At 70.2% G+C, this 26401-nt stretch carries 29 protein-coding genes and 2 tRNA genes; 23 read left to right on the top strand and 8 right to left on the bottom strand.

Annotation, left to right across the window (positions count from 1 at the left end):
- Positions 1-328 precede the first annotated feature (328 nt).
- From SY84_RS17055 to tmk, 10 genes are all read left to right on the top strand, one after another.
- Positions 329-505 carry a DUF2256 domain-containing protein gene (locus SY84_RS17055; protein WP_046842817.1) on the top strand — a complete coding sequence of 59 codons (177 nt, stop codon included), beginning with the start codon at positions 329-331 and terminating at the stop codon, positions 503-505.
- Positions 502-1404, top strand: coding sequence for a UV DNA damage repair endonuclease UvsE (uvsE, locus tag SY84_RS03315; protein ID WP_046842816.1), 903 nt, complete (start codon positions 502-504; stop codon positions 1402-1404). Before SY84_RS17055 ends, uvsE begins: the two co-directional genes overlap by 4 nt.
- A complete protein-coding gene (locus tag SY84_RS03310) occupies positions 1401-1910 on the top strand; it encodes a gluconokinase (RefSeq protein ID WP_245621394.1) in 510 nt (169 codons plus the stop codon). The genes uvsE and SY84_RS03310 overlap by 4 nt, the downstream gene beginning before the upstream one ends.
- A 37-nt stretch (positions 1911-1947) precedes the next feature.
- A complete protein-coding gene (locus SY84_RS03305; RefSeq protein ID WP_046842815.1) occupies positions 1948-2868 on the top strand; it encodes a hypothetical protein in 921 nt (306 codons plus the stop codon).
- Between the two features lie 41 nt (positions 2869-2909).
- Entirely contained in the window at positions 2910-3449 is a 540-nt protein-coding gene (locus SY84_RS03300) for a PolC-type DNA polymerase III (RefSeq protein ID WP_046842814.1), read from the top strand.
- 55 nt (positions 3450-3504) lie between these two features.
- Positions 3505-4176 (top strand): TrmB family transcriptional regulator, encoded by a 672-nt coding sequence (locus SY84_RS03295; RefSeq protein ID WP_046842813.1) that lies wholly within the window; start codon positions 3505-3507, stop codon positions 4174-4176.
- Positions 4177-4258: 82 nt separating this feature from the next.
- A tRNA-Ala gene (locus tag SY84_RS03290) sits at positions 4259-4334 on the top strand.
- A 34-nt stretch (positions 4335-4368) separates the two neighbouring features.
- A tRNA-Met gene (locus SY84_RS03285) sits at positions 4369-4445 on the top strand.
- 107 nt (positions 4446-4552) lie between these two features.
- The gene (locus SY84_RS03280) at positions 4553-5344 is read left to right on the top strand and encodes a Nif3-like dinuclear metal center hexameric protein (protein ID WP_046842812.1); all 792 of its coding nucleotides are present in this window, start codon (positions 4553-4555) and stop codon (positions 5342-5344) included.
- Between the two features lie 17 nt (positions 5345-5361).
- A complete protein-coding gene (gene tmk, locus SY84_RS03275) occupies positions 5362-5982 on the top strand; it encodes a dTMP kinase (RefSeq protein WP_046844897.1) in 621 nt (206 codons plus the stop codon).
- Positions 5983-6040: 58 nt separating this feature from the next.
- Here tmk and SY84_RS03270 read toward each other — a convergent pair whose 3' ends face one another.
- From SY84_RS03270 to gnd, 5 genes are all read right to left on the bottom strand, one after another.
- Positions 6041-6889, bottom strand: a complete 849-nt coding sequence (locus tag SY84_RS03270) for a glutaminyl-peptide cyclotransferase (protein ID WP_081424492.1) — start codon at positions 6887-6889, stop codon at positions 6041-6043.
- 78 nt (positions 6890-6967) lie between these two features.
- Positions 6968-8086: a tRNA epoxyqueuosine(34) reductase QueG gene (queG, locus tag SY84_RS03265; RefSeq protein ID WP_046842811.1), complete on the bottom strand. Its 1119-nt coding sequence runs from the start codon at positions 8084-8086 to the stop codon at positions 6968-6970.
- 82 nt (positions 8087-8168) lie between these two features.
- A complete protein-coding gene (locus tag SY84_RS03260) occupies positions 8169-9113 on the bottom strand; it encodes a glucose-6-phosphate dehydrogenase assembly protein OpcA (protein ID WP_046842810.1) in 945 nt (314 codons plus the stop codon).
- A gap of 16 nt (positions 9114-9129) precedes the next feature.
- Positions 9130-10941, bottom strand: coding sequence for a glucose-6-phosphate dehydrogenase (gene zwf / locus SY84_RS03255; protein WP_081424491.1), 1812 nt, complete (start codon positions 10939-10941; stop codon positions 9130-9132).
- Positions 10938-12008 (bottom strand): phosphogluconate dehydrogenase (NAD(+)-dependent, decarboxylating), encoded by a 1071-nt coding sequence (gene gnd, locus SY84_RS03250; RefSeq protein ID WP_046842809.1) that lies wholly within the window; start codon positions 12006-12008, stop codon positions 10938-10940. Before gnd ends, zwf begins: the two co-directional genes overlap by 4 nt.
- A gap of 216 nt (positions 12009-12224) precedes the next feature.
- Between gnd and SY84_RS03245 the strand changes: the two genes are divergently transcribed.
- The 4 genes from SY84_RS03245 to SY84_RS03230 all read left to right on the top strand — a co-directional run bounded on the left by SY84_RS03245 (position 12225) and on the right by SY84_RS03230 (position 15122).
- Positions 12225-12698: a MarR family winged helix-turn-helix transcriptional regulator gene (locus SY84_RS03245; protein ID WP_052751026.1), complete on the top strand. Its 474-nt coding sequence runs from the start codon at positions 12225-12227 to the stop codon at positions 12696-12698.
- 114 nt (positions 12699-12812) lie between these two features.
- Positions 12813-13223, top strand: a complete 411-nt coding sequence (locus SY84_RS03240; protein WP_046842808.1) for a DoxX family protein — start codon at positions 12813-12815, stop codon at positions 13221-13223.
- A 120-nt stretch (positions 13224-13343) separates the two neighbouring features.
- Positions 13344-14528: a cyclic dehypoxanthinyl futalosine synthase gene (mqnC, locus tag SY84_RS03235; protein ID WP_046842807.1), complete on the top strand. Its 1185-nt coding sequence runs from the start codon at positions 13344-13346 to the stop codon at positions 14526-14528.
- Between the two features lie 225 nt (positions 14529-14753).
- Complete coding sequence (locus SY84_RS03230; protein ID WP_046842806.1) at positions 14754-15122, top strand: hypothetical protein; 369 nt, start codon at positions 14754-14756, stop codon at positions 15120-15122.
- A 65-nt stretch (positions 15123-15187) separates the two neighbouring features.
- Here the strand turns inward: SY84_RS03230 and SY84_RS03225 are convergent, their stop codons facing one another.
- A complete protein-coding gene (locus tag SY84_RS03225) occupies positions 15188-15463 on the bottom strand; it encodes a hypothetical protein (RefSeq protein ID WP_046842805.1) in 276 nt (91 codons plus the stop codon).
- 118 nt (positions 15464-15581) lie between these two features.
- Complete coding sequence (locus tag SY84_RS03220; protein WP_046842804.1) at positions 15582-18341, bottom strand: hypothetical protein; 2760 nt, start codon at positions 18339-18341, stop codon at positions 15582-15584.
- Positions 18342-18635: 294 nt separating this feature from the next.
- Here SY84_RS03220 and SY84_RS03215 point away from each other — a divergent pair, with 294 nt between their 5' ends.
- The 6 genes from SY84_RS03215 to leuB are packed head-to-tail and all read left to right on the top strand — an operon-like array spanning position 18636 to position 23831.
- Positions 18636-19922, top strand: coding sequence for a homoaconitate hydratase family protein (locus tag SY84_RS03215; RefSeq protein ID WP_046842803.1), 1287 nt, complete (start codon positions 18636-18638; stop codon positions 19920-19922).
- 36 nt (positions 19923-19958) lie between these two features.
- Positions 19959-20579 (top strand): LysE family transporter, encoded by a 621-nt coding sequence (locus SY84_RS03210; RefSeq protein ID WP_245621393.1) that lies wholly within the window; start codon positions 19959-19961, stop codon positions 20577-20579.
- Between the two features lie 12 nt (positions 20580-20591).
- A complete protein-coding gene (locus tag SY84_RS03205; RefSeq protein WP_046842802.1) occupies positions 20592-21833 on the top strand; it encodes a hypothetical protein in 1242 nt (413 codons plus the stop codon).
- 1 nt (position 21834) lies between these two features.
- Positions 21835-22221, top strand: coding sequence for a hypothetical protein (locus SY84_RS03200; protein ID WP_046842801.1), 387 nt, complete (start codon positions 21835-21837; stop codon positions 22219-22221).
- Positions 22214-22780, top strand: a complete 567-nt coding sequence (locus tag SY84_RS03195) for a 3-isopropylmalate dehydratase small subunit (protein WP_046842800.1) — start codon at positions 22214-22216, stop codon at positions 22778-22780. Before SY84_RS03200 ends, SY84_RS03195 begins: the two co-directional genes overlap by 8 nt.
- Entirely contained in the window at positions 22773-23831 is a 1059-nt protein-coding gene (gene leuB / locus SY84_RS03190; protein ID WP_046842799.1) for a 3-isopropylmalate dehydrogenase, read from the top strand. Before SY84_RS03195 ends, leuB begins: the two co-directional genes overlap by 8 nt.
- 63 nt (positions 23832-23894) lie before the next feature.
- Here the strand turns inward: leuB and SY84_RS16420 are convergent, their stop codons facing one another.
- Positions 23895-24065: a hypothetical protein gene (locus SY84_RS16420; protein WP_157882876.1), complete on the bottom strand. Its 171-nt coding sequence runs from the start codon at positions 24063-24065 to the stop codon at positions 23895-23897.
- Between the two features lie 79 nt (positions 24066-24144).
- Between SY84_RS16420 and SY84_RS03185 the strand changes: the two genes are divergently transcribed.
- The 3 genes from SY84_RS03185 to SY84_RS03175 are packed head-to-tail and all read left to right on the top strand — an operon-like array spanning position 24145 to position 26315.
- Entirely contained in the window at positions 24145-24450 is a 306-nt protein-coding gene (locus SY84_RS03185) for a hypothetical protein (RefSeq protein ID WP_046842798.1), read from the top strand.
- Entirely contained in the window at positions 24426-25892 is a 1467-nt protein-coding gene (locus SY84_RS03180; protein ID WP_081424490.1) for a PLP-dependent aminotransferase family protein, read from the top strand. Before SY84_RS03185 ends, SY84_RS03180 begins: the two co-directional genes overlap by 25 nt.
- A gap of 57 nt (positions 25893-25949) precedes the next feature.
- The gene (locus tag SY84_RS03175) at positions 25950-26315 is read left to right on the top strand and encodes a hypothetical protein (RefSeq protein WP_046842797.1); all 366 of its coding nucleotides are present in this window, start codon (positions 25950-25952) and stop codon (positions 26313-26315) included.
- Positions 26316-26401: the final 86 nt, after the last annotated feature.

The following is a 26401-nucleotide window of genomic DNA, read 5'->3' as shown; positions in this document are numbered from 1 at the left end:
AATCTGAAAGCGCTGTCAAGAATTCCTTTGATCCCTGGATTATCGCGCCAGACCGTCAAATCTGGTCGTCGCGTGAACGAATGGGCACACCCTGAAAGTGAGGCGTGAGGGCGGCCCTGACGAGCGGACAGGGCGCGACGTCATGCAGGACAGCGCGAAGGGGCTCCGGGGCACCGCAGACGCCGTTCTGCGGTCACGGGACTCCAACGAGTCATGGAACCCCTTCCCGCTGAGTCCGTTCTCCGTCCGAACGAATAGCGCCCCGCTGTAAAGAGAACTTCACCCCCGGCTACGGAAGCCCGGCCCCCACCGCGCCATGCTGGGAGATATGCCTCGCCCGGAACGCACCTTTGGCGGCGGACGCCCGCCCAGCCAGCGCCCCAGCAAAACCTGCGCCCACTGTGGCCTGCCCTTCACGTGGCGCAAGAAGTGGGAACGCGACTGGGACACCGTCAAGTACTGCTCCGACCGCTGCCGCGCGGCCGCGAAACGCAGGACCGAATGACCACCCCCGCCTACGGCCTCGTGTGCCTGACGACCGGGCCCGAGATCCGCTTCCGGACCATCACCCTCACCCGCTACCGCGCCCTGCCCCCCGCGCAGCGGTACGGCACGCTGCTCGACCTGTACGCCGACAACGTCGCCCGCGTGCGCCGCGCCGCCGACTACTGCGCCGCGCGCGGCATCCGCCTGTACCGCCTGAGTTCCAGTCTCTTTCCCATGCTGGACCTGGATGGGGACGACACCGGCGCGCAGGTGCTCGCACACCTCGCCCCGCAGCTGCGGGACGCCGGGCACGCCTTCCAGAACCACGGCATCCGCGTCCTGATGCACCCCGAGCAGTTCATCGTGCTGAACAGCGACCGCCCCGAGGTCAGAGAGAGCAGCCTGCGCGCCATCACCACCCACGCGCAGGTCATGGACGCCCTGAACCTGGAGCGCAGCACCTGGAACCTCCTCCTCCTGCACGGCGGCAAGGGCGGCCGCGCCCGGGAACTCCAGGCGATCATTCCCGACCTGCCCGACGCGGTCCGCCTGCGGCTGGGCCTGGAAAACGACGAGCGTGCCTACAGCCCCCGCGACTTGCTGCCCGTCTGCGAGGCCACCGGCACCCCGCTGATCTTCGACGCACATCATCACGTCGTCCACGACCGCCTGCCCGATCAGGAAGACCCCAGCGTGCGCGAGTGGGTCCTGGCCGCCCGCCGCACCTGGACCCCGCCGGAGTGGCAGGTCGTGCACCTCAGCAACGGCCTGGACGGCCCGCAGGACCGCCGCCACAGCTGGCTGATCGATCAGGTGCCCAGCGCGTACCATGACGTCCCCTGGATCGAGGTGGAAGCCAAGGGCAAGGAAGAAGCCCTGGTCGCCCTGGGGGCCTGCGCCCCTACACTGAGCACGTGACCCCCTCCGACAGTCCCCTGCGCGTGGTCGTCATGGGGGTGTCCGGCAGCGGGAAGAGCACCCTGGGCCGCGCCCTGGGCGCCGCGCTGCGCGCCCCCTTCCTGGACGGCGACGACTACCACATCCCCCAGGCCCGCGAACGCATGCGCGCCGGGCATGGTCTGACCGACGCTGACCGCGCCCCCTGGCTGGCCCGGCTCCGCGCCGAACTGGACGCACAGGGGCGCGTGGTGCTGGCCTGCTCGGCCCTGAAATGCACCTACCGCGACGCGCTGCGCGCCCCCGGCACCCGGTTCCTGTACCTGGACGTCCCCGAACCCCTGCTGGCCACCCGCCTGCGCCAGCGGCCCGGGCACTACGCCGGGGCGGACCTGCTTCCCTCGCAGCTCGCCACGCTGGAGACCCCTCAGCAGGGCGAGCACGACATCCTCACCCTGCCCGTCACGGCGACCACCACCCCAGCTGGACTGCTAGCACAGGCCCTCACTGCACTCAAGGTCACCTGAGGCAGCGCCGCCCGACCCCACCACCTACGCTGCGGACATGCGCCGACTCCTCCGGTACCTCCCCGCCCTGCTGCTCGCCCCCGCCAGCGCCGCCGGATGGCTGGCGACCTCCGCGAGCCCCACGCAGATCCAGCAGTCGGCCTTCTGCCAGCAGCAGCGCTGCGCCGCCCCCGACGCGTACGGCCGCACCTGGGACTACGACCTGCGCGCCACGGGCAGCCACGTCCTGCGCGTGCAGCGCGAATCCAGCGACCCCGCCAGCCGCGTGACCAGCGTCAGCCTGCTGTCCGCGAACGGGGCCGTCAACGGCGAGATCGACCGCCGCCTGTTCGGGGACATGCAGCGCGCCGCGCTGGGCTTCGTGTCCAACGCCGGACGCCCCGAACCCTGCTACGCCCTGGACGGCAGCACCTACCGGGTCCTGTCCACCGCGCCCGACGACCGCACCGCGCAGCTCTACTGCGACTGGGACGAGGCCTACACCCGCTTCGTCATCGAGGCCGACCGCGCCTACCTGGCCCGCACCGCGCCCGCCCCGGTCACGATCAGCAGCGGCCCCACCAAGCTGAACACCTGGGCCTTCACCACCTGCGTGGGCGCGGGCGGCACGAACAGTTACCTGACCATGGGCGAGGCTGCGCGCTGTACCCTGCGCGTCACCACCAAGGGCGAGCAGAGCGCCGTCGTGAAGGCCGAACTCCAGTACGAGATCGAGTACGTCCAGAACGGTCAGTACGTCAAGAAACTCCTGCCCGAGAAGGAACTGTGGCTCCCGGGCCGCACGCCCGGCCCGCTTGACCCGCGCCTGACCCAGCAGGGCCGCGCGATCGACCTGAACGTCAGCCTCGCCGTGAAGAAGGTGCCGGGTCGCCGCGTGACCAGCGTGAACACCATCGCCCGGCTGACCTTCGCGAACGGCGCGGTCAAGACCGCGTACGAACCCCTGCTGGTCCGCTGACCCGCCCCCGCCCGCGCCCCGCACGCGCTACCCTGCGGGGCGTGAATGTTGTCGTGTTCGACCTGGAAACCACGGGCCTCTCGCCGGAACGGGACGGCATCGTCGAGATCGGCGCGGTGCGCATCGTGGACGGACAGGTGGACGAGACGCAACGCTACGAGACGCTGGTGCGCCCCACCACCGCCGACGGCGGCACCATGCTGATCCCCTGGCGGGCCGAACAGGTCCACGGCATCAGCAACGACATGGTCCGCGCCTCCCCGACCATCACCGAGGTCCTGCCCGAATTCCTGGAGTTCGTGAACGGTTGGCCGGTCGTGGCGCACAACATCGGCTTCGACGCCGGGTTCATGCGCGCCAACGCCGCCCGTGCCGGCCTGAACTGGAACCCGCAGGCGGAACTCTGCACCGTGCAGCTCTCCCGACGCGCCTTCCCGAAGGAACGCGCGCACAACCTGACGGTCCTGGCCGAGCGGCTGGGCCTGAACTTCGCGCCCGGCGGCCGCCACCGCTCGTTCGGGGACGTGCAGGTCACCGCGCAGGCGTACCTGCGCCTGATGGAACGGCTGCGCGGCGCCTGACCCGGCGGGCCGCGCGTGGGCGCCGCAGCCAGCGCATCCCGTATGCTGAGGCGTAATGAGCGCCGTGATCCACCTGCAAGCGCTCGGGCTGACCGAGTACGAGGCCCGTGCCTACACCGCCCTGCTGGCCCTGGGCCGCGCCGTCCCGGCCCGCGTGGCCCGGCAGGCCGGCATTCCCCGGCCCAAGATCTACGAGACCCTCGAACGGCTCGAGGGCCGCGGCCTGGCCGCCAAGGTCGGACAGAACCCCCTGGAGTACGCGCCGCTCAGCGCCCGCGAGTACCTCGCCCGCGCCCGGCGCGCCTTCGACGACCGCCTCGGCGCGCTGGACCGCGACCTGTCCCGCCTCGCCCCGGACCCCGCACCGGAAGCGGTGTACCACCTGTACGGCGAGGCCGCCATCCGCAGCCTGTGCGAGGACCTCACCCTGAACGCCCGCCGCAGCCTGTTCATGGCTGGTGAAGCCAGCTTCGCCGACCGCCTGGAACGCCTCAGTCCGCGCGGCGTGGACCTGTACCGCACGCCCCTGACGAACCTGCCGGCCATCGCCGCGCCCGGCCAGCGCGCGTTCCTGCTCGCCCGCGACGGCGAGGCCGCCCTGGTCGCCCACTTCATCGACGAGGGCGGCGTCGGCGAGGCGCACGGCGTGCACACCCACAACCCCGTGATCATCCACCTGATCGAGGGGTACGTACAGCTGGCCGCGCAGCAGCTCCAGCCGCGCTGACCACGCCCCGCACGGCGTATTGACAGCCCGGGAGGTCGCTGCTAGCATAGCTGAGCCTCAAACGGGGCAGCAAGGCAAGCGAGGGGCTGTGGCGCAGTTGGGAGCGCGTCTGAATGGCATTCAGAAGGTCAGGGGTTCGAATCCCCTCAGCTCCACCAGAAGGTGCCCCGCACGCACGCGGGGCTTTTTCAAGGCGATGTAGCTCAGCTGGTTAGAGCGAACGACTCATAATCGTTAGGTCCCCGGTTCAAGTCCGGGCATCGCCACCAAGAGAACTCCGACCCCCACCGGGTCGGGGTTTTTGCCTGTCCTGGGGCGTTCCTGCGTGTGTGACCGCACCCTGCGCGCCTGCGGCAGCGGGCCTAGAATACCTGCCATGTCGTATGTCTCCCTGACTCCCACGCGCGGCGAGGTGCCGCGTGACACCCTGGTCCGCTGGCTGAACGAGTACCTGAACGTGGGGGCCTTCAAGGACCCCAGCCTGAATGGCCTGCAGATCGAGGGCACCGGCACGGTGCGGCGCGTGGCGGTCGCGGTGGACAGCAGCCTGAAGACCATCCAGCACGCGGCGGACAGCGGCGCGGACCTGCTGATCACGCACCACGGGCTGTTCTGGGGTGACCCGCTGGCCCTGAGTGGCCCGCACCGCGAGCGGGTCCGCACGGCGCTCATGGCGGACCTGAACCTGTACGTGTCGCACATCCCGCTGGACGCGCACCCGGTCGTAGGGAACAACGCGATGATCGCCCAGGCGCTGACCCTCCAGAACACCGAGCCGTTCGGTGAGTGGGCCGATGGGAAGATCGGCATTGCCGGGGAGCTGCCCTTCGAGCAGTCCCTGCAGGACTTCGCGGACCGCGTGCAGAAACTGACCGGCGAGATCTGCCTTGTGCACGGCGGCGGGCGCTCCCCGACCGTGCGGCGCCTGGGGGTCCTGAGCGGCAGCGGCGCGGGCAGCATCGCCGAGGCCGCCGCGATGGGCCTGGATACCCTGCTGACCGGCGAGCCCGAGCACAAGCACTTCCACGACGCGTTCGAGTACGGCGTGAACGTGATCTACGCCGGGCACTACGAGACCGAGGTGTTCGGCGTGCGCGCCCTGGCCGCCCGCCTGGAAGACGAGTTCGGGCTGGCGTGGCAGTTCCTGCACCACCCCACCGGCCTGTGAATCGGCCTGTGACGCCGCTGCACCCGGGTCTGTTCGTCAGCTTCGAGGGACCCGAGGGCGCCGGGAAGAGCACTCAGCTCGCCCAGTTGGCCGCGCGCCTGGACACCCACGGCACGCCGCACCGGCTGACCCGCGAGCCCGGCGGGACGCCCCTGGGCACGCGGGTGCGCGAGGTGCTGCTCGACCCGACGCTGACCATCGACCCGCTGCCGGAATTCCTGCTGTACTCCGCCAGCCGCGCGCAGCTCGTGGCGAACGAGATCCGCCCGGCACTGAACCGGGGCGAGGTGGTCGTGTGCGACCGCTATGCCGATTCCAGCCTCGCGTACCAGGGGGCGGGGCGCGGCCTGCCCGTGAACCTCCTGCGGGAGATCACGCTGGCCGCCACGGACGGCCTCACGCCGGACCTGACGGTGCTGCTCGACCTCGACCCGGTGCTCGGCCTGGAGCGGGCTGCGCGGCGCGGGCAGCCCGACCGTCTGGAGCAGGCCGACCTGGACTTCCACCGCCGGGTACGCACCGGGTTCCTGCACCTTGCGGAGCAGACGCCCGCCCGCTTCCTGGTGCTGGACGCCACCCGCCCGGCCGACGACCTGTCGGACGTGATCTGGCAGGTGGTACAGGCCCGACTGCCCTGAACACGGGGCATGGAAGGGGGGACGGCCACATGGCTCGCCCCCCCTTCCATGTCGAATCTCAGCGGCCGGTGCGGGCGCGGCCGGTCGTGGTGGGCTCCTCGGGTTTCACGCCGGGCAGTTTCACCTCGAACAGGGTCGGCCAGCGTTTGCCGGTCAACAGCAGCGTGCCGCGCTCGGGAACGAACGCGATACCGTTGGGCACGTCGTCGAAGGTCAGGGTATGCCCGGCCTTCGCGGCGGCCGCACTGACCTCGCGGGTCAGGGCCGAGACGTCGATCCAGGCGGTGACCTTCCCGGTCTGCGGATCGATCCGCGCGACGCGGTCGGTCAGCCACACGTTCGCGTACACGCTGCCCTGCACGTACTCCAGTTCGTTCAGGTTCTTCACGGGCTGCCCGGCGTCCGTGACCTGCACGCTCCGCTTGACCCGGAAGGTTTTCGGGTCGCGCCACACCAGCGTCGGCGAGCCGTTGCTCATGATCAGCGCCTTGCCGTCGGTGGTCAGGCCCCAGCCCTCGCCGCTGTAGCGGTAGCGGCCGGTCTCCTTGAGAGTCGCGGCGTCGAAGGTGACCGCCACGCCGTCTTCCCAGGTGAGGTGGTACGCCACGCCGTTCAGGGCCGCGACGCCCTCACCGAACGCGCCCGCGATGGGCGTGGCGACCTTCGAGAGCACCTTCCCGGTCTTCAGGTCCACGCGCCGTACCCCGGACTGCCCGACGACGCCGGTGCTTTCCAGCAGCGTGCCGCTCCCCAGGTACTGCAACCCCTGCGTGAACGACGTGCGCTCATGGGGGTAACGTGCGGTCACGGTGGGGGTCAGGACAGGCGTGCTGACCGACTGGGCGGCAGAGGGAAGTGCTGACAGGGTCAGCAGCAGGCAGGGAAGCAGAAGGGCACCGGGACGCACGCCCACATGGTAGCGGCCCGCGCCCGGGACGCGCGGGGGCGTCTGCCTGCAAGCGGGTTGATGAAGACCGCCCGAAGGTCAGGGACGTGTGGAGGTGGTGCCCAGGGCATGTTCGGCAGTCGCCCGCACCGCCTCGTGCGGGTCGTCCAGCAGTGGGCGCACCTTCCCGGTCTCACCCCACTGCCCCAGCGCCCAGGCGGCGGCCTCGCGCACCTCCCAGGCCGGATCCTGCGCGCCCATGAGCAGCAGCGGCCAGCCCTGCGGCGCGCGCATGTTGCCCAGGACCGTCAGGGCGTTGCGGGCCATGCCCTTGCGCCGGGGGCGCAGGAACGCCGTGCCCGCCCACTGCCGCTCGAACTCCCGCTCGCTGACGCCGAAAAAGCGGGTCAGGTCCGGGTGGGCCAGCTCCGGGTCCGGCTTCAGCAGCTGCGCCAGTGGTCCGGCCTTCAGCGTCCAGGGACAGACCTCGCTGCACACGTCGCAGCCGAACAGCCACTCACCCATCCCGGCGCGCAGCTCGGGCGGGACCGGCCCGCGGTGCTCGATGGTCAGGTACGACACGCAGCGCCGCGCGTCGATCGCGCGGTCCGGCCCGATCGCGGCCGTGGGGCAGGCGGTCACGCACCTCAGGCAGCGCCCGCAGCGGTCCGGGTGGGCCGCCTGATCGCCCGGGTGCGGCAGGTCGGTCAGCAGCACCGCCAGGGTCACGAACGCGCCCAGCTGCGTGCTGACGAGCATCCCGGACTTGCCACGCCAGCCCAGGAACGCCCCGGACGCGAACAGCCGCTCCATGACCGGCCCGTGATCCACGTACCCGCGTGCGCGCACGCCCAGCCGCGCGGCCTCCGCCTCCAGCTGCGACAGGACCGGCTGGAGCTGGTCATGGTAGTCCGGCGTCCACGCGTAGCGCGCCACGCGGCCCACCCGCACGCCCCCCTCCGGCACGGGCGGCAGCGCGAACGCGTGCGACACGCCCAGCACGAGCACGCTCTGCACGCCTGAGAGGCGCTGGGTGGGATCGGCCCGCACGGGCAGCTGCCGCTCCAGGTAACTCATGCCCGCGTGCCGCCCCGCCTCCAGCCACCGCGCATACTCGTCCACCGCCGCGCGCGGCACCTGCGCCGGAGCCCACCCGACCGCGTCCGCCCCCAGGCTCAGGGCGAGGTCGTGCAGCCGGTCATGGGGCGAGATGCTCATCGCCGCGCAGTATGCCGCGCCGTCCAGATGGAAAAGGGGAGGGGCCGCACCCTGACAGCGGCGCGGCCCCTCGTCCCGGCGGTTACAGCGTTTCTTTCGCCAACGCCCAGGCGCGCTCGAAGACCTCGCCGCGTTCAGGGCGGGCCATGACGCGCGCCAGGCCCTGCGCGAGGGTCATGCTGGGCACCGTGACCTCCGTGACGCGCTGCACGTCGTCCCACTGGCAGGCGGCCAGGGCCATGTCGCCCTGTTCGGCCTTCAGGCTGAAATGCACGCCGTCGCCGCGCAGCTCCACGCCGCACAGGTCGCCGTTCTCGCGCCCGCAGCGGCCCAGACGGAAGTCCACGGTGCTCAGGTCCGTCCAGCCCAGCGTACTGGCGATGAACCCCGCGAATAGTCGCGCGGGCAGGTCCTTGCGCCCGGCGTGCCGGACGGTCAGGTGCGTCACGCGCCCCAGCTGCCGCGCCGCGTCCGGCGAGTCGAACAGCTGCGCCAGCGCCTCACGCCACCCCGCCGAGCGGCTCCAGCCCAGGTCGGCCAGCGCGTAGTGCCGGGAGGGCGGGACGTCCAGCGTCAGGCTGTCCACGATCACCTGATCGGCGATCTCGGTCAGTTCGGCCAGCAGCGTACCCTCGGGGCGGCTGTCCGCGCCCCACCAGACGTGGTTCACGGTGGCCGGGCGGATCAGCGGCAGGATCGCGCCCTGAAGCTGTTCGGGGCTGGCTTCCAGCGTCAGGCGCTCCACGTACAGCCCGCCCGCCTGCGGGACCAGCGCGGCGTGCACGGTCAGGTCGTCGGTGCCGTCCATCACGCCGATGATCTGCCGTCCCGCGTACCGGCCTTCCAGGCCTGCCAGGGCCTCCTGCACGCGGCCTAGGTGTTTTCTCACGGTCAGCGCGATCATGTTGCCGGTGTAGGCGCGGGTCTCCACGTCCGTCTGCGCCCACAGTTCATCCAGGGTCGCCTGGGCCTTGCGGACGGTGGTGTCCACCGGCCCCAGCGGTTTCAGGTCGGTTGCGTAGGTCACGCCCTCACCTCCCGGGTCACAGGCGCCGCCAGCGGCGGTCGTCGCCCATCAGATCGTCGGCCGCGTCGGGGCCCCAGGTGCCGGACGTGTAGTTCGGGAAGTCCGGGCCCTCGCCCTTCTTCGGTTTGCGGGCCGGGTCGGTGTCCCACACGCTCAGGATGCCGCTGACAATCTGCCACGCCAGGTCCACCTCGTCCTCGCGCGGGAAGAGGGTCGCGTCGCCCACCATCGCGTCGAGCAGCAGGCGCGAGTACGGGCTTTCGAGCTGCGCGCCGAACGCGTCGTAGCGGAAGTCCATGACCACCTCGCGCAGCACCATCTCCTGCCCCGGCGTTTTACTGCTGAATTTCAGGCTGACGCCCTCGTCCGGCTGGATGCGGAAGGCGAGCACGTTGCGTTCCAGCCCGCCGGGGAAGATGCCCAGCGGGGGTCGCTTGAACACCACGGCGATCTCCGTGACCTTCTTCGGCAGTCTCTTGCCGGTGCGCAGGAAGAACGGCACGCCCTGCCAGCGCCAGTTGTCCACCTCCAGCTTCAGCGCCACGTACGTGGGCGTCACGCTGCCCTCACGCACGCCGGGCTCGTCGCGGTAGCCGGGCACCTTCTCGCCGTACAGGGTGCCCGCGCCGTACTGGCCGCGCACCGCGACCTCCTCAACGCGCCCGCTGGGGATCTCCTTCACGGCCCGCAGCACCTTGACCTTCTCGTCGCGGATGGCGTCCGCGTCGAAGGCCGCCGGGGGTTCCATGGCGGTCAGGGCGAACAGCTGCATCAGGTGGTTCTGGAGCATGTCGCGTACCACGCCGGCCTCCTCGTAGTACCCGGCGCGGCCCTCCAGGCCCAGGTCCTCGGCGGCCGTGATCTGCACGTGATCCACGTACCCGCGGTTCCACAGCGGCTCGAAGATGGCGTTCCCGAAGCGGATCGCCATGAGGTTCTGCACCGTCTCCTTGCCCAGGTAGTGGTCGATGCGGTACACCTGCGACTCGTTCCACACGTGGTGGATCGCGTCGTTCAGCGCGCGGGCCGAGGCGAGGTCACGCCCGAAGGGCTTCTCGATCACCAGCCTTCGCCAGCCCTCGGACTCGTCCGACAGGCCCAGGCGGCCCAGGCCGTTGCTGATCGGTTCGAACAGGCTGGGCGGCGTGGAGAGGTAGAACAGGGCGTTCTTACGGCCCCCGTGCGCCTCCTCGGCGCGGTCGAGCTCGCGGCCCAGCTTGGCGTACACCTCGTCCCCGGCAAAATCCCCGAACTCGTAGTACAGCAGTTCCCGGAACTTCTCCAGGCTGCCCGGCTGGATCGCGTCGGTTTCCTTGCTGTCCTTGAGCGCCTGGACGGCGTAGTCCTTGAACTGCTCGTCCGTCATCTCCTGACGGCCCACCCCGACGATATTGAACGCACTGCCCAGCAGGCCGTCCTGCCACAGGCCGAACACGGCGGGCAGCAGCTTGCGCCGGGACAGGTCACCGGTCGCGCCGAAGATGACCAGCGTGGCGGGTTCCGGCGCGCGGTTGCGGCGCATCAGCGCGCGGAAGGGGTTGGTGCCGTCCTCGCCGGGGGCACCCGCGCTGCCTTTGGGGGCGCTCTTCTTCGGGGCGGCCTTCTTCGCCTTCGGGGCGGCGTCGGCCACCCCGACCGCCTGCGCGGCGACCTTGCGGTCCACGTTCTCCTGCACCTCGCTGGCCTTCACGCCCCTGGCGCGGGTGGACTTCGCGGAGGTCTCGCCGGTCGCCTTCTTGGCCGCAGGCTTCCTCGCCGCGGGTTTCTTGGCGGCCGGGGTCTTCGCCGTGGCTTTTTGGGCGCTGTCCTTCTTGGTACTGCGGGTCATGCGTCACCCTTCACGCGCTGCTGGCCGGTCTCACCCAGCTGTTCGGCGGCGCTCCCCTCGCCCGCGCTGGCGGTGTGACCGATGTTCTCCGGCGCGGCCACCTTGGGGTGATCGCCGGGCGCCACCTCGGGCACCAGGCCCTCCTGGCGGGGTGTCTCGATGGTCTTCACGGCGTGCCCGCCGAACGCGCGGCGCATCGCCGAGAGCATCTGCCCGGCGTAGCTGACCTCCTGCTGGCTGCGGAAGCGCATCTGCGTCGCCAGGGTGATCACGGGCGTGGGCACGCCCAGTTCGATGGAGTCGATGATCGTCCAGCGGCCCTCACCACTGTCCGCCACGTAATCCGAGAGCTTCTCGAACTCGGCCTTGTTCTGCAGCGCCTCGGCGGTCAGGTCGAGCAGCCAGGAGCGCACGACGCTGCCGTGCCGCCACAGTTCGGCGATCTGCGCCATGTCGAGGTTGAAGTCCTGGTGCGCCTTCATCAGCTCGAAGCCCTCGGCGTAGGCCTGCATCATGCCGTACTCAATGCCGTTGTGGACCATCTTCACGTAGTGGCCGCTGCCCGCCGGGCCCATGCGGCCCCAGCCGCGGTCGGCGGCAGGTGCGAGCGCCTCGAAGGCAGGACGCAGGCGCTCGACGGCTTCCTCGGCGCCGCCGATCATCATGGCGTAGCCTTCCTTGAGGCCCCACACGCCGCCGGACGTGCCGACGTCCACGAAGTGGATGCCTGCCTTGGCGAGGTCCTCGGCGCGGCGGATGCTGTCTTTGTAGTTGCTGTTGCCGCCGTCGATGACGATGTCGCCCGGCGCGAGGCGCTGCGCGAGGTCGTCGATGACGCTCTGGGTGATCTTCCCGGCGGGCACCATGACCCACACGGCGCGGCTGCCGGGTTCACCGAGCGCGGCGATCAGGTCGTCCATGCTGCGGGCACCCCGGGCGCCCTGACGTTCGATCTGCGCGACGGATTCCTCGCTGCGGTCGTAGCCGGTGACCTCGATTCCACCCTGGGTGAGGCGAAGAACCATGTTGCCGCCCATCTTGCCCAGTCCGATCATGCCTAGTTTCATGGTTGTCCTCCCGGCGTGGAAGCGCTTCCGGCTTGCCCGCCTCAACGTGAAGCACTATACGTCCGCGCCGCCGCGTGGCGTCCAGGGCAACGCGCAGCTTCAGGCGGCATGAAGCAGCGGTGGGGCTGGCGATCACTCGTTTGACAGAATATCGTTGCAACGATTAATTTGGGGGCCAGCGGTGACCTCACTCGACCGGCCCGCTACCCTGAACCCATGACCGACACCCCTGTCCCCGGCGCGCCCGGGAGCCTGCACCACCGCGCCTACCTCGCGCTGCAACGCCTCGCGCTGCACCAGCAGCGCCAGGGCGCCGACCTGCTGCGAGACCACGGCCTGAGCGGCCCGCAGTTCAACGTCCTGCGCATCCTGCGCGGCGCCGGCGAGGGCGGCCTGACCTGCAGCGAGATCAGCGACCGCCTCCTCGAACACGACCCCGACGTCACCCGCCTTCTCGACCGGCTCCAGAAAGCCGGACTGGTCACCCGTGACCGCGACCGCCCCGACCGGCGCATCGTCGCCACCCGCCTCACCGACGCCGGACGCAACCTGCTGAACCGCCTCGACCCGCCCCTCACCGAGTTGCACGCCCGGCAGTTCGCGCACCTGACCGACACGCAACTGCGCGACCTGATCACGCTGCTCACAGCGGTGACCAGGGAACCCGAGCGGAAGCCTCAGATTCCCTGAAACGAGTGGAGCGAGAAACCGTCAACAGACCGCAGTGGGAAGCGGAGTGGAGGGGCGTGGTGTTGGCCCCTCAACGAAGCTGGACACTGCGGTCACCCCACCGGAGGACATCCCATGACCACCCGCACCGCGACCGCCCTGAACCCCGACCTCGCCCTGCTGCTACTGCGCCTCACCACCGGCTTGGTGTTCGTCATGCATGGCGCGCAGAAATTCTTCACGTACACCCTGCCCGGCACCACGCAGGCCTTCACGCAGATGGGCGTGCCCGTCCCCGGCATCAGCGCCCCCCTGGTCGCCACCGTGGAACTGCTGGGCGGCCTGCTGCTGATCCTGGGTGTGTACAGCCGCGCCGCCGGGGTGCTGCTCGCCGTGAACATGCTCGTCGCCATCCTGCTGGTGCATCTGAAGGCCGGGTTCTTCAACCCGAACGGCCTGGAATTTCCGCTCGTGCTGCTTGCCGCCAGCCTCGCCGTGGCGTTCGCCGGACCGGGCCGCCTGCGCGCCCCCGTCGGGCAACCCTGAGCGGAGGGGACTCGTCGCGCCGGGCCACGGGATCACCCCAGGCCCGGCGCGTTTCCTGACCGGCCCGGTTCGGTGAAAGGGGAGACCAATGCCCGCCGGGCGCGGTGCTACGCTCCGGACATGACCGCACCCGCCCCCACCCCCGCCGCGGGCGACCTGCTGCCCCGCGCTGCACGCGGCGACCGCCTGACCCACGCCGAGATCGAGGCGCTGTACCACCAGCCCCTCCCGGACGTCGCTGCCGTCGCCCACCACCTGCGCCTTACGCGCCGCGACCCGGACACCGTCACGTTCCTGATCGACCGGAACATCAACTACACCAACATCTGCAATGTCGGCTGCAACTTCTGCGCCTTCTACCGCACCCGCCGCCAGAAAGACAGCTACACCCTGGACTACGAGCAGATCAGCCACAAGATCCGCGAACTCGAAGCGGTGGGCGGCACCCGCATCCTGCTGCAGGGCGGCGTGAACCCCGAGCTGGGCCTGGACTACTACACGGGCCTGCTGCGGCACGTCAAGGCGAATCACCCCACCATCCGCATCGACGCCTTTTCCCCGGAAGAAGTGCTGTTCATGGAGAAGACCTTCGGCCTGAGCCTCGACGAGCTGCTCGACACGCTGATCGAGGCGGGCCTCGACGGCCTGCCCGGCGCGGGCGGCGAGATTCTGGAAGACGACGTGCGCGCCAAGGCTGCCCCCGCCCGCATCCGCAGCGAGGACTGGTTCCGGATCATCGACGCCGCGCAGCGCAAGGGCCTGTACACCATCGCCACCATGGTCATAGGCTTCGGCGAGACCTACGCGCAGCGCGCCAGCCACCTCCTGAAGATCCGCGAGCAGCAGGACAAGGCCAACCGCGAGTACGACGGCAACGGCTTCTCCGGCTTCGCCATGTGGACCCTGCAGACCGAACACACCCGCCTGCACGGCAAGGCGCCCGGCGCGACCGCGCACGAGTACCTCCAGCAGCTCGCCATCGCCCGCATCGCGCTGGACAACATCCCCAACATCCAGGCGTCCTGGCCCGCGCAGGGTTTCAAGGTCGGGCAGGCCGCGCTGTACTACGGCGCCAACGATCTCGGCTCCACCATGCTGGAGGAGAACGTCGTCTCCGCCGCCGCCGGACACGACCGCCACCAGGCGACCGTGCGCGAACTGATCCGTATCGCCGTGGACGCCGGGTTCACGCCCGCCATCCGCAACAGCCGTTTCCAGATCATCGACTGGCCCGACGCGCAGGCCATCCTGAACCGCGCCCCCGAGAACCCCGAGGGCGACCGCGCCGTCGGCGCCGCCAGCTGATCCTGCCCCACCCGTGTCGGCCCGGCCCCTGTATGAGAGGCCGGGCCGCTACCCTCCCCAGACGAGCCCCGCCTTGATCGCTGCTCAGGACAGAGGTCGGCCCGCTGCTGCCCTGCCTTCACTTCAGGACAGGCACCCACGAAGATGAGAAGAGAGGCAAGACCCACTGGCCCCACCCTCATGCCCGCGTGATCTGCTGGCGGGTGCGTCCCGAGGTGGCGCGCCGTGCCTGCCCTGGCGTTTATCTTCTGCGAAACCCGCCCCCACCCTACAGGCGAGAGCCCTCAGACCGACTGGATCGGAGAGGCCCGCTTCCTGCTCGACCCTGCGGCAGATCTGCACCACGCCCTCCAGGCAGCGCACCTCGACGAGGTGGGACACCCGGATAACCTGAGCGTGCAGGTCAGTGCCGAGGCGCTGTTCGAGGACGGCGAGATCACCGGCCGCACCACGCTGAGCGCCGCCGACCTCGCCACGCTGACCGCGCACCTGCCCGACGCGCATCACGCCCGCGTGCTCGCCTGGGCGGCCTTCGCCTACGCCCTGGAAGGTCAGGGGAACGAGGCGCGGTTTGTGATCTGGTTCGTCGAGTAGCCCGCAGGGAGCGGCCCCGCCGGGCACAGGCGGGGCCGCTCCCTGCAAGGATGGACATCAGAGGATCATGCTGCGCCGGGCAGGTCGGTACCGCCGCGCTCCGGCGCGGAACCGTCGAACTGCACCTGCCGGGCGACGTCGTCCATGACCTCGCCGTACAGGCTTGATCCAAGACCCGGCAGCCACGCCAGTTCCAGCGTGACGTCCCCTAGGTCCACGTGGACGCTGCGGTGCTGCCAGCCCGGCCCTTCTGCCTCCAGCACGAGCTGACCAGACTGCACGAGAATCCTCACACGGCCCTCGTCCGTCCGCGTATCGCTGAAATGACGGGTGACATTCATGCCCCCAGCATACGCAGCCCCTCTGACCGCATTCATACGCCAAAGTGATGAGGAACTGACCGGGCGCAGGGTGAACGGTGTGCGAATCCCGTTCACCCTGCGCCCGGTCGGTTGCGTCTTACTTCAGCAGGGAGATGGCAGCCGGATCGCTGTACTGCGGGTTCCAGATGGCCAGCAGGCCACCGTCGGCGTTCAGGGCCGCGCCTTTCACGTCACCTAGCGAGACGAAGGTGCTGGTGGGTTTGGCCGCCGAGACATCAACGCGGTACACGCCGGACGTGTCCTTGCCCCACAGCGTGCCGGTCGTCTTCCGGTCGAAGCCGAGGAGTTCGCCCGTGCTGATCCCGTCAAACTGCGTGACGGTGCCGTCACTGTTCACGCGGCTCAGGGTGCCGTAGGCGGACAGCCACAGGGTGCCGCTGTCGGTGATGGCGGCGCTGCTGGCGGGCACGGTCGTGTCGACCTTGGTGGCCGTGAGTGTCGCGGTGTCGATGCGGAAAATGCTGCCGGGGTACCCGGGCACGATCAGGACAAGCTTCTGCCGATCCGGGCTGAAGAAGAAGTTCTGGTTCCCGTAGAACGACCCGACCGAACCCAGGTTCACGTTGACGGGCGCGATCTCGCCGGTCGCGGTCGTCCAGGTGTGCAGGGCGTATGTGACGGCGCCCGCGCTGTACGTGCTGCGCACGAACCACACCCGGCCTTTGCTGTCCGCGCTGCCGCTCAGGGCAACCACGCTGCCCAGCGCGGGGGCCGAGAGGGGCGTGACGGCGCCCGCTTCGGTGATCAGCGTGGCTTTCACCGCGCCGTCCGTGCTGAGTGCCAGCACGCCGCCGTCCATCTGGATCAGTCGGGTGGCTGAACTGCCGGGCACCACGGCGCTCGTCAGGGCCTGTCCAGTGGCACTCACACGGGTCACCTTGGTCTGGTACTGGTTCGTGGTCGTGTCGAACGCCCCGTCCGTGGCCACCCACGCGCCGGCCGTGGCCTGCGCGGCGCCCAGCACCGTTCCCGGCACCGGCAGGGTGGCGCGGGCCGGGCGGACACTCAGCGTGGCGGTGGGGGAGGCGTACTGATCAAGGTTCGGGCTGCTGGCCTTGACGGTCGCGTTGCCCAGCGCTGCGTCGGCCGTGGCCTGCACGGGCACCATGACCTGCGTGGACGCGCCCGGCGTGACCGTCACGGTCTTGGGCGTGGCGCTCACGCCGGCCGGCAGGTCGGTCAGGGTGACGGTGGTGGTGCCGCTGAACCCGTTGGTCGTGGAGACCGTCACGGGCACGCTGGCGGTCGCTCCCTGCGAGACTGAGAACCCGTAACCGCTGAACGACAGGGTGACGGTGGGGGCCCTGACGATCAGTTGCCCTGTGGCGCTGGCGGTCTTGTCAGCACTCACGCCGGTCACGGTGATCGGGTACGTGCCGGGTTTGACGGTGCCGTCCCCCACGACCTTGAGGGTCACGAACGAAAAACCGTTCAGGTTGGCCGTGACCGGCTGGGCGCTCAGGCCAGCCGGCAGGCCGGTCAGGGTGTATGTGACGTTACCCGTGAACCCGCCGATACCGTTGGCCGTCACATTCACGTCGCGGGTGTCGCCAGGGAACATCTGAACTTCGGACGGGAAGAGGGACAGGGCCAGCCCGGGCCGTTTGACCGTTACGGTGCTGTTCCCGGCGCCGACCTGCTTGCCGGCGGCGTCACGCGCCACGATCTGGAAGGGCGTGGATTCCAGGTTGCCCGCGCCGCTGTACCGGAAGGTCAGCGTGGTGTCTAGGCGCTGCGGGGTCACACCCAGGCGGCGCAGGTAGGCGGCGGTCGCCTGCGCCTCCTGACTGGTGAGCGTGGCAGCGGTCAGCGTGACCGTCCTGGGCTCAATGGTCAGGCCCGGCACGTCCGTGCTCAGGCTGATCTCGCCGGTGTAACCGCCGTCCTGGTAGATCCGCGCCGCGACGGCCACGTCCGCGTCAGAGGTGAACTCGACTGGCTTCTGCAGGGCGACGCTGACCATGCCCGGAGCGCGCGTGGCTTTCAGGGTGCTGCGGGCGCCGCCACCCAGCGTCCTGAGGGTCAGCTGGTTCTGCCCGGACGCGTACTCCACGGCGTTCCAGCCGGCGGTCAGGGTGACGTCGAGATTGACGGTGAGGGTCGCGCCATTCGAGGCCGGGCAGGTGAGGGTGCCCTTGACGGTCGCGGCGCGGTCGCTGTACAGGCGCGCGACCTGGCTGCCGGTCATGGTGCCGCCCGCCACGATCTGCTCGGTCACGGTGCCCAGGTAATCCATCTTCGGACTGAGCAGGTTCACTTCAGTGAACAGCGCAATGTTCGGGTTGACACTGGCCGTGACGGTGGCCTGGCAGCCGGAGTTGCCGGTGGGCAGCAGCGTGGACAGGCGGCTGCTGGGCGCCCGGGTCAGCGGCAGGTCAAGTCCGCTGCCGCTGACGGCACCCTCGCTGTTCGTGTCGACTTCGTAGCTGTTGCCCAGTACGCCGGTGGCCGCGCCGGTGGGCAGGTCACTGACCGGCCCCTGGATGCGGGCCGGCTGCACGGGGGCGCCGGGCAGGGCCTTGTACTCGACGGACGCTGTCTTGCTGCTGTCCAGCGTGACCGTCTGCGCGGCGGGCGTGGTGAAGCCGTTCAGGGTGCCGGGTTCGATCTTCACGGTAGTGCCGGCCGTGAGGTTCGTGAAGACCTTACCGGTGTCGAGGTTGCCGTTGAACAGGGCGGCGCCGGAGGTGGTATTCGTGATCTTGATGGGCGCGCTGGTGACGCCAGTCAGGGCGACGGTCAGACTGACGGTGGCGTCCGGTGTGGTGGGTTGGGGGCAGGCCGTGAGCAGGACGGTCAGGCCGAGCATGGTGGTCGGAAGTTGAAAGCGTTTCATAACCGCTCAGGATTCTAATCACTGAATCTTGAAGGAGTTGCTGCACATGCCGAATGGGAGTGTGGGAAATATCACGAGCCTGCCTGACTGTTCCGGCCCGTCTACACACCTGCGTGTCCTGCGCCGCGCCGCTCCCGTAGACTCCGGGCATGTTCAACCCACCACGACGCCGGAACGCGCCCGCTGCGGTGCTTCTTCTTCGTTGGGGGCGTTGAGCGCAGCCCAGCGTTCACCCACACGCCCCCGGAAGCGAGCAGCGACCGGGGGCGTGTTTTTCCTGGGGGAGGTTTCATCATGGGAATGACGATTGCAGAGAAGATCCTCGCCGCGCACAGCGGTCACGACCACGTGGTGCCCGGGCAGCTCATCGAGTGCCGCACCGACTGGGTGCTGTGCCATGAGATCACCACACCCGCCGCGCTGCGCATGCTGGAAGAACGCGGGATGGATCAGGTGTTCAACCCGGATCAGATCGTCGCGGTGCCCGACCACTCGGTGCCCGCCATGAACATCAAGGCCGCGAAGATGTACCAGAAGCTCAAGAGCTGGGTGCATGAAAAGGGCATCAAGCACTTCTTCGACGTGGGCCGCGGAGGCATCGCACACGTCGTGCTGGAGAACACCGGCCTGATGAAACCCGGCCAGACGCTCGTCAGCGGCGACAGCCACACCTGCAACGCAGGCGCGCTGGGCACCTTCGCGACCGGCGTGGGCAGCACGGACCTCGCGGGCGCCATCTACGCCGGGAAGGTGTGGTTCAAGGTGCCCGAGACCATGCTGATCCGCGTGACCGGGCAGGCCCAGCCGGGCGTGACGCCCAAGGACATCGTGCTGGAAGTCATCAAGCGCATCGGAGCGGACGGCGCGAACTACATGGTCATGGAATGGGTCGGGGACTACATCGATGGCCTCGACATGGAGGGCCGCTTCACCCTGACGAACATGGCCATCGAGGCCGGGGGCAAGACCGGGATCGTCGCCTTGGACGACACCACCCGCGCGTACATGAGCGCCCGTGGCGTCACGCCCGACGCCTACACCGAGTACCAGTCCGACGCGGACGCCAGCTTCAAGGTGATCGTGGAGGTGGACGCCTCGCAGGTCGAACCGACCGTCGCGTACCCGCACATCCCCAGCAATGGCCGCGTGGCGGGCAGTGACCGCATCGCCGTGACGCACGCGTACGTGGGCAGCTGCACGAACGGCCGCATCAGCGACCTGCGCGACGTGGCCCGCATCCTCAAGGGCCGCAAGGTCGCCGAGGGCGTGCAGATGATCGTCGTGCCCGCCACGCAGGCCATCTGGAAACAGGCCGCGCAGGAGGGCCTGCTGGAGATCTTCGTGGACGCCGGGGCCAGCGTCAGCTACCCCAGCTGCGGCGCGTGCCTGGGCATGCACTCTGGGGTTCTGGGGCCGGACGACGTGTGCATCAGCTCCTCAAATCGCAACTTCGTGGGCCGCATGGGCGATCCCAGTGCGCAGATCTACCTCGCCAGCCCGGCCACCGTCGCCGCCAGCGCCGTCGCGGGCTTCATCAGCGACCCGCGCGCCTACAACGACACCATCAACGCCGCCGACTGATCGGCCGCGATCCACAGACAAGGGGAGGAGAGAAGCGTGGATTTGAACATTCTGCTGGCCGTCGCGGCCATTCACACGGTCATCCTCGTGATCCCCGGCCCGGACGTGCTGCTCGTCAGCCAGACGGCGCTGGCGCGCACCCGCCGCGCGGCCCTGCTGGCCGGGCTGGGTGTGGTGCTGGGCATCGCGTGCTGGGCGGCGCTGGCCCTGCTGGGCATCGGCCTGTTGTTCCAGGCGTTCCCCTGGATTCACGGCGTCGTGAAGGTCGCGGGCGGCGCGTACCTGCTGTGGATGGGCGTGAACCTCTGGCGCAGCAGCGCCCGGCCGGACGCGCAGGCCGCGCCCATCCAGGCTCCACTGAGTGACCTCGCCGCGCTGCGCGCCGGGTTCCTGACGAACATCAGCAACCCCAAGGCCGCCGTGTTCTTCGGCAGCGTGTTCAGCGGCGTGCTCGGCGCGCACGCGGGCACCGGCCTGAAACTCGCGGCCTTCGCGGTGATCGTGGGCCTCAGCCTGGGCTGGTTCGCGCTGGTCGCTGCGGGCATGTCCACCGCGCCCATGCAGCGCGCCTACCTGCGCGCCCGCCGGGCCGTGGACCGCGTGGCGGGCACCCTGATGCTGGGCTTCGGAGGGCTGCTGCTCGCGTCCCGCGAGTAAGCTGGGTGCACTATGGGTGAAGCCAAACGCCGCAAACAACTGGGTCTGATGCCCACCGTCCATCCGTTCGAGGCGCAGCTGGACGCCGACGGCACGCTGACCTTCACGCAGGTGCCCGACGACGCCACGCTGCGCGGGAAGATCGAGCAGGCGCTGCGACTGGTCCTGCCGTATGGCGCCGCTTGGGACAGCCAGTTCCGCACGCAACTCGTGCTGCACGGCCGCGTGGACGACACACTGACCACCGCCGAGGACGTCGCCGCCCTGCCGGTCGCGCCGCACCGGCACGTCACGGGGGAACTCACGACCGGCGGGCAGCCGCACGAGGGCGACATCCGCGTGGATGGCGGGCACGTCCGCCTGCGCGGCGTGCAGCACTCCTTCGACGGGCAGCGCTGGGAGGCGTTCCCCGCGAACGCCGACCCCAACGCCGCCGTGCGCCGCCTCCTGAACCACCCCGCCGCGCGCCTGACCGGCGAGACCGTCGCCTCCTACGCCATCGAGCAGTACCGCGAGGGCCGCACCGACATCGACCCCGAACCGCCGGCCGAACTGCTGGAAGCCATCGAGGGACTGGCCCGCGAGTACCACGGTGAATCCGACGCCGAGTGGCAGGACCTGCACCTCGAACTCGCCCCGGACGCCGGGGAGGACAGCCCGGTCGCCAAGCGCGTCGTGTTCGACCTGACGCAACCCGCGCCCCTCCAGACGCCCTTCAGCCGCGCCTTCGCGGTGCTCGGCAACGTGGAGGTCGTCCCGCAGGAAGGTAGCGCCGCCTACACCCTGGACGGTGAGGAGTGGGTGTCGTACGCCGACGGCCAGACCTTCGAGGGGGGACTGCCCGCTGAACTCGCGGACATCTTCGATCTGGACACCGTACCCGTCACCGTCCACGCTGACGGCCGCGTGGAATGGGATGAAGACGACATCCCCGCCGAGCACGCCGAGCGCCTGCGCACCGAACTGCGCGACACGACCGGCGCCGGCACCCCCGACGACTGGGCCAATTGGACCCGGCAGATGCTGGAGAACGTCTACGCCGAGGAACTCGTGATCCCCGACGGCGCGGAACTGCCCGTCCCGACCGCCGTGCGCCTCGATATTCCCCTGGACGCCCTGACTGACCCGGACCCCCTCGCGCAGACCTTCATGGAATCCGAGGTGACCTTCGACGGTCAGGCGTGGCGCGACCTGTACGACGAGGAACTCCCCGAGGAACTCAGCGCCGTCGCCCACCCCGGCGGACTGAACTGACATGGACCTGCCCGGCCTGCTCATCACCGGAGCCGCGCTGTTCGCGCTCTGGATGGCGTGCCGGGTGCCCGGTCAGGGAAGGCGCGCGCCGCTCGCCTCCGTCAGTGGCCCGCTGCTGCTCGGCGTGATCTTGGCGCTGTACACCTTCCGCGAGATGCCCCTCTGGGCGCATCTACCCTTTCCCTACGCCCCGCTCGCGTGGGCTGCCGTCACGGTCCTGAGCCTGCTGCTGGGCCTGACCCTGCGCGGCCACCTGCGCGGCTGGCCCTGGCTGGGCTTCGGCCTCTCCATCCTGGGCGCGTGCGCGCTGGCCCTGCTCCATAACTCACTCACGTCCGGCGACCCGATCCTGGGGTCGCCCCCCACCCCCAGAGGTCACCATGCCTAAAGTGCACGTGTTTGCCCGTGATCACATCAACACCGACGAGATCATTCCCGCCCGCCACCTGACCACCGACGTGGAGAGCGAACTAGCCAAATACGCCATGGAGGACTACGACAAGGACTTCGTGCGGCGCGTGGAACCCGGCGACATCATCGTGGCCGGCGCGGACTTCGGGTGCGGCAGCAGCCGCGAGCACGCCGTGTGGGCGCTGCGCGGCGCGGGCGTGGCGGCCGTGATCGCCCCGAACTTCGCGCGGATCTACTACCGCAACTCCATCAACAACGGCTTCCTGGCGCTGGAATGCGACGGGATCGTGGAGGCCTTCCAGGACGGCGACCCGGCCGACCTGGACCTGAAGGGCGGCACGATCACGAACACCCGCACCGGGCAGCAGCTGACGTTTGTGCCCGTTCCGCAGTTCGCGCTGGACGTGCAGAAGGCCGGGGGCTGGCTGGAGTACATGAAGGCGAACGATCAGGCCGCGCTGGAAGCCGAGACCCTGAATGCCCACTCCACTCAGGCCGGTCACGGCCACCCCGGACAGGAGGAACAGCATGCCTAAGATCGTCACCCTGCCCGGCGACGGGATCGGCCCGGAAGTTACCGCCGCCGCCGTCGCCGTCCTGCGCGAGGTCGCGCCCGACGTCACCATCGAGGAACATCTGATCGGTGGGATCGCCTATGACACGCACGGCGATCCGTTCCCGCAGGTCACCCGCGACGCCCTGAAAGACGCCGATGCGGTCCTGCTGGGCACGGTGGGCGGCGCGCAGGACAGCGCCTGGAACCTCCTGCCCCGGCACCTGCGGCCCGAGAGCGGCCTGCTCGCGCTGCGCAAGGCACTCGGGTGCTACGCGAACCTGCGGCCTGTGCGCGTCCAGCCCGGCCTGGAGTACCTCTCGCCGCTGAAGGCGGAACTGGCGCGCGGCGTGGACATCCTGATCGTGCGCGAACTCCTGGGCGGCGTGTACTTCGACGGGGACCGCAAGATTGACGGGGACACGGCGTACAACACCATGCGCTACACCACCCCCGAGGTCGAGCGCGTGGCCCGCGTGGCCTTCTGGGCTGCCGAGCAGCGCAAGGGCCGCGTGACCAGCGTGGACAAGGCCAACGTGCTGGAGGTCAGCGAACTGTGGCGCCGCGACGTCACCGCCCTGCGCGACCGCGAGTACCGCGGGATCCACCTGAACCACGAGTACGTGGATAGTGTCGCCATGCTGATCGTGTCCGACCCCAGCCGCTACGACGTGATCGTCACAGAGAACCTCTTCGGCGACATCCTCAGCGACCTGGCCGCCGTGATCCCCGGAAGCCTCGGCCTGATGCCCAGCGCCAGCCTGGGCGACGGCGCGGGCCTGTTCGAACCCATCCACGGCAGCGCCCCCGACATCGCCGGGAAGGGCGTCGCGAACCCCGCCGCCGCGATCATGAGCGCCGGAATGCTTCTGCGTCACGGCCTCAAACGCCCCGAGGGCGCCAACCAGATCGACCGCGCCGTCGCCCTGGCCCTGCGCGAACACCCCACCCGCGACCTGGGCGGTAAGGCCGACACGCAGACCTTCACCCGCGCCGTCCTCAGCGCGCTGGAAACCTCACCCGCCGTCGGGTAAACACCCGGCACGAGGGGCGGCGGGTCACTCCGACAGGGGAGAGGCCCGCCGCTCCCAGTGCCTTCAGGGCCGTTCGAGGTGCTCCAGGCGGTCGCGCAGGTCATCCACCTGCCGCTGAAGCTCAGCGCGTTTCCGGGAACCGCGCATCAGCCACATCAGCGGCAGGGCCACCAGCAGGGCGATAACAAGGGTGGCCAGCAGCAGCATCAGGAGTTCCAGAGGACCGAGAGACATACCTCACCGTACGAGCCGGGCGCCGGGATCGTTGCCGCGCCTCCTGTTCACGCCGCCCCTCGCGGCGCATGCTGGGGGCATGACCGACGCCGTGACCTTCCCCACCCCCGGCCGCATCCCGTACCCCGGCGGGTGCGTGCTGGAACCCGCCCCGTACGCGCTGGACTGGCTGCTGAAGTGGCCCGCCGACGTGACCGTGAACGGCACCCTGCACGCGGCCGTGCCCGTATTCCCTCTGCTGCGCGAGCTGCTCCGGGACCCCGCCGCGCACGGCCTCACCCCCGAGCAGGCGCAGGCGGCCCGCGACCGCTTCCTGGACACCGCCGGGCAGGCCCTGGAGGCCGAGGGCGGGCAGCGCGCGTGGCTGGAACGGGAAGTCCGCTGAGCCCGGACCACTCAGCGCCCGGCTGGCTGGACGCCCTGACCCTCCCGCCCGCGCAGCCCGGCGAGACCCGCCACGCGCAGGTCACCCGCACGCTGCGCGGCGCGATCACGCGTGGCCTGCTGCCCGAAGGCACCCGACTGCCCGGGCACCGCCGCCTCGCCGATCACCTGGGCGTGGCGCGCAACACCCTGGTGGACGCCCTGGCGCAGCTGGAACTGGAGGGGTACGTGCAGGCGCAGGGCCGCAGCGGCACCCGCGTCAGCGTCCCCGCCCACGCGCCGCTTCCACCCGCGACCACGACGCTGCCCCTGAGCGCCTGGGCCCAGCGCGCCCTGGCCGGACAGATCGAGGACGCGGGTGGCGAGTACCTCGTGGACTTCCGCGTCGGGCAGCCCGTCCCGGACCTGTATCCGGAGGCCGCGTGGACACAGGCCCTGGCCCGCCGCGCCGCGCAGGCCCTGCGCGCCGGACAGCCCGACGATCCCCTGGGCCCCCTGGAGACCCGCCGCGCGCTGGCGGCGCACCTGAACGCCGAACGCGGCGCGCAGGTCACGCCCGACATGATCCTCCTGACCGGCGGCACGCAGGGTGCGCTGGACGCCCTGGCGCGCGTCTTCCTCGAAACTGGACGTGTGGCCGCCGTGGAGGACCCCACCTATCCCGGCGCGCGCGCCGCGCTGGCCGCGACCGGCGCGCAGGTGCAGCCGGTCGCGGTGGACGACCGGGGCGTCCAGCCGGACCTCCTGCCCGCACAGGCCACGCTGCTGTACGTCACGCCCGGCTGCCAGTACCCCACGGGCGCCGCCCTGCCCGCCGCGCGGCGGCAGGCGCTGATCACCTGGGCGCGCCACAGCGGCGCGTTCATCCTGGAAGACGACTACGCCGCCGACCTGTACCACGCCGCCCGCCCACCCGCCGTCCTGCAGGGCGTCGCGCCCGACCGCGTGATCCTGCTCGGCTCGTTCAGCAAGAGCCTCGCGCCCGTCACCCGCAGCGGCTTCCTGGCCGCCCCGCCCGACGTCGTGCGCGTCCTGGCCGCCACCCGCCCCCTCACCGACCGCGTCCCGGGCCGCCTGGACGCCCTGGCCCTCGCGGACGTGCTCGGCAGCGGCGCGTACAGCCGCCACCTGCGCCGCGCCCGCGCCGCCCTCACGCACCGCCGCGACGTGCTCGTGCAGGCCCTCGCCGAACACCTGCCCGGCTGGACGCCCCACCCGGCACCCGGCGGCCTGCACCTCTACCTGCCACTCCCACCCGGCTGGACCGAACTGCACGCCCTGAACGGCGCGGCCCGGCAGGGCGTGGCCCTCAGCCCCGTCGCGCCGCTCGCGCAGGGCCCCCACGCCCCGGCAGTCCTGCTGGGCTACGCGCACCTGAACCCCGAACAGCTGCGCGGTGGCGCCGCCCGCCTGGGCCGCGCGTGGCAGGACGGCCGTCCTTGACCCGTCCGGTCGGGTGTGTGGCGCACGCCCCGCGCACTTCAGGGTAGACTCGGCGGAATGCGGTTGCTCATTGCTGCCCTAGCCCTGGTCCTGACGCTGATGTACTTCACGTTCGGCCTGAGGTTCGGCTATGTCACCCTGACACCCACCTACATGCTGAACGCCACCGGGGAGAGCCGCTACGGCTTCAACGCCTTCGAGGAAAACCAGACGGTCGGCGTGCGCGGCCTGTGCGACGTCCGCAGGGGCAACGTCACCGTGCGCCTGCTCGACCCGGGCGGCACGCAGGTGGCCGGTCAGGTGTGCCCCAAGGGCAAATGGGCGCTGAACGCCCTGGGCAAGGGCCGCAACGGCACGTACGAACTCGTGCTGGAGTACAAGGACTTCACCGGCATCATCGACATCAGCGAGGCGCGCGAGTAATACGGACTCCGGTCAAATGGGCTGCAAAGACTGTTCAATCCGGGCGAAGCGAGGAGGAGAGAAACGGATTTCGGACGTGGAGTGGG

The sequence above is a fragment of the Deinococcus soli (ex Cha et al. 2016) genome (assembly GCF_001007995.1).
Lineage (GTDB): Bacteria > Deinococcota > Deinococci > Deinococcales > Deinococcaceae > Deinococcus > Deinococcus soli.
Note: the sequence above shows the minus strand (reverse complement) of the source record. Positions and strands in the feature narration are given on the sequence as shown.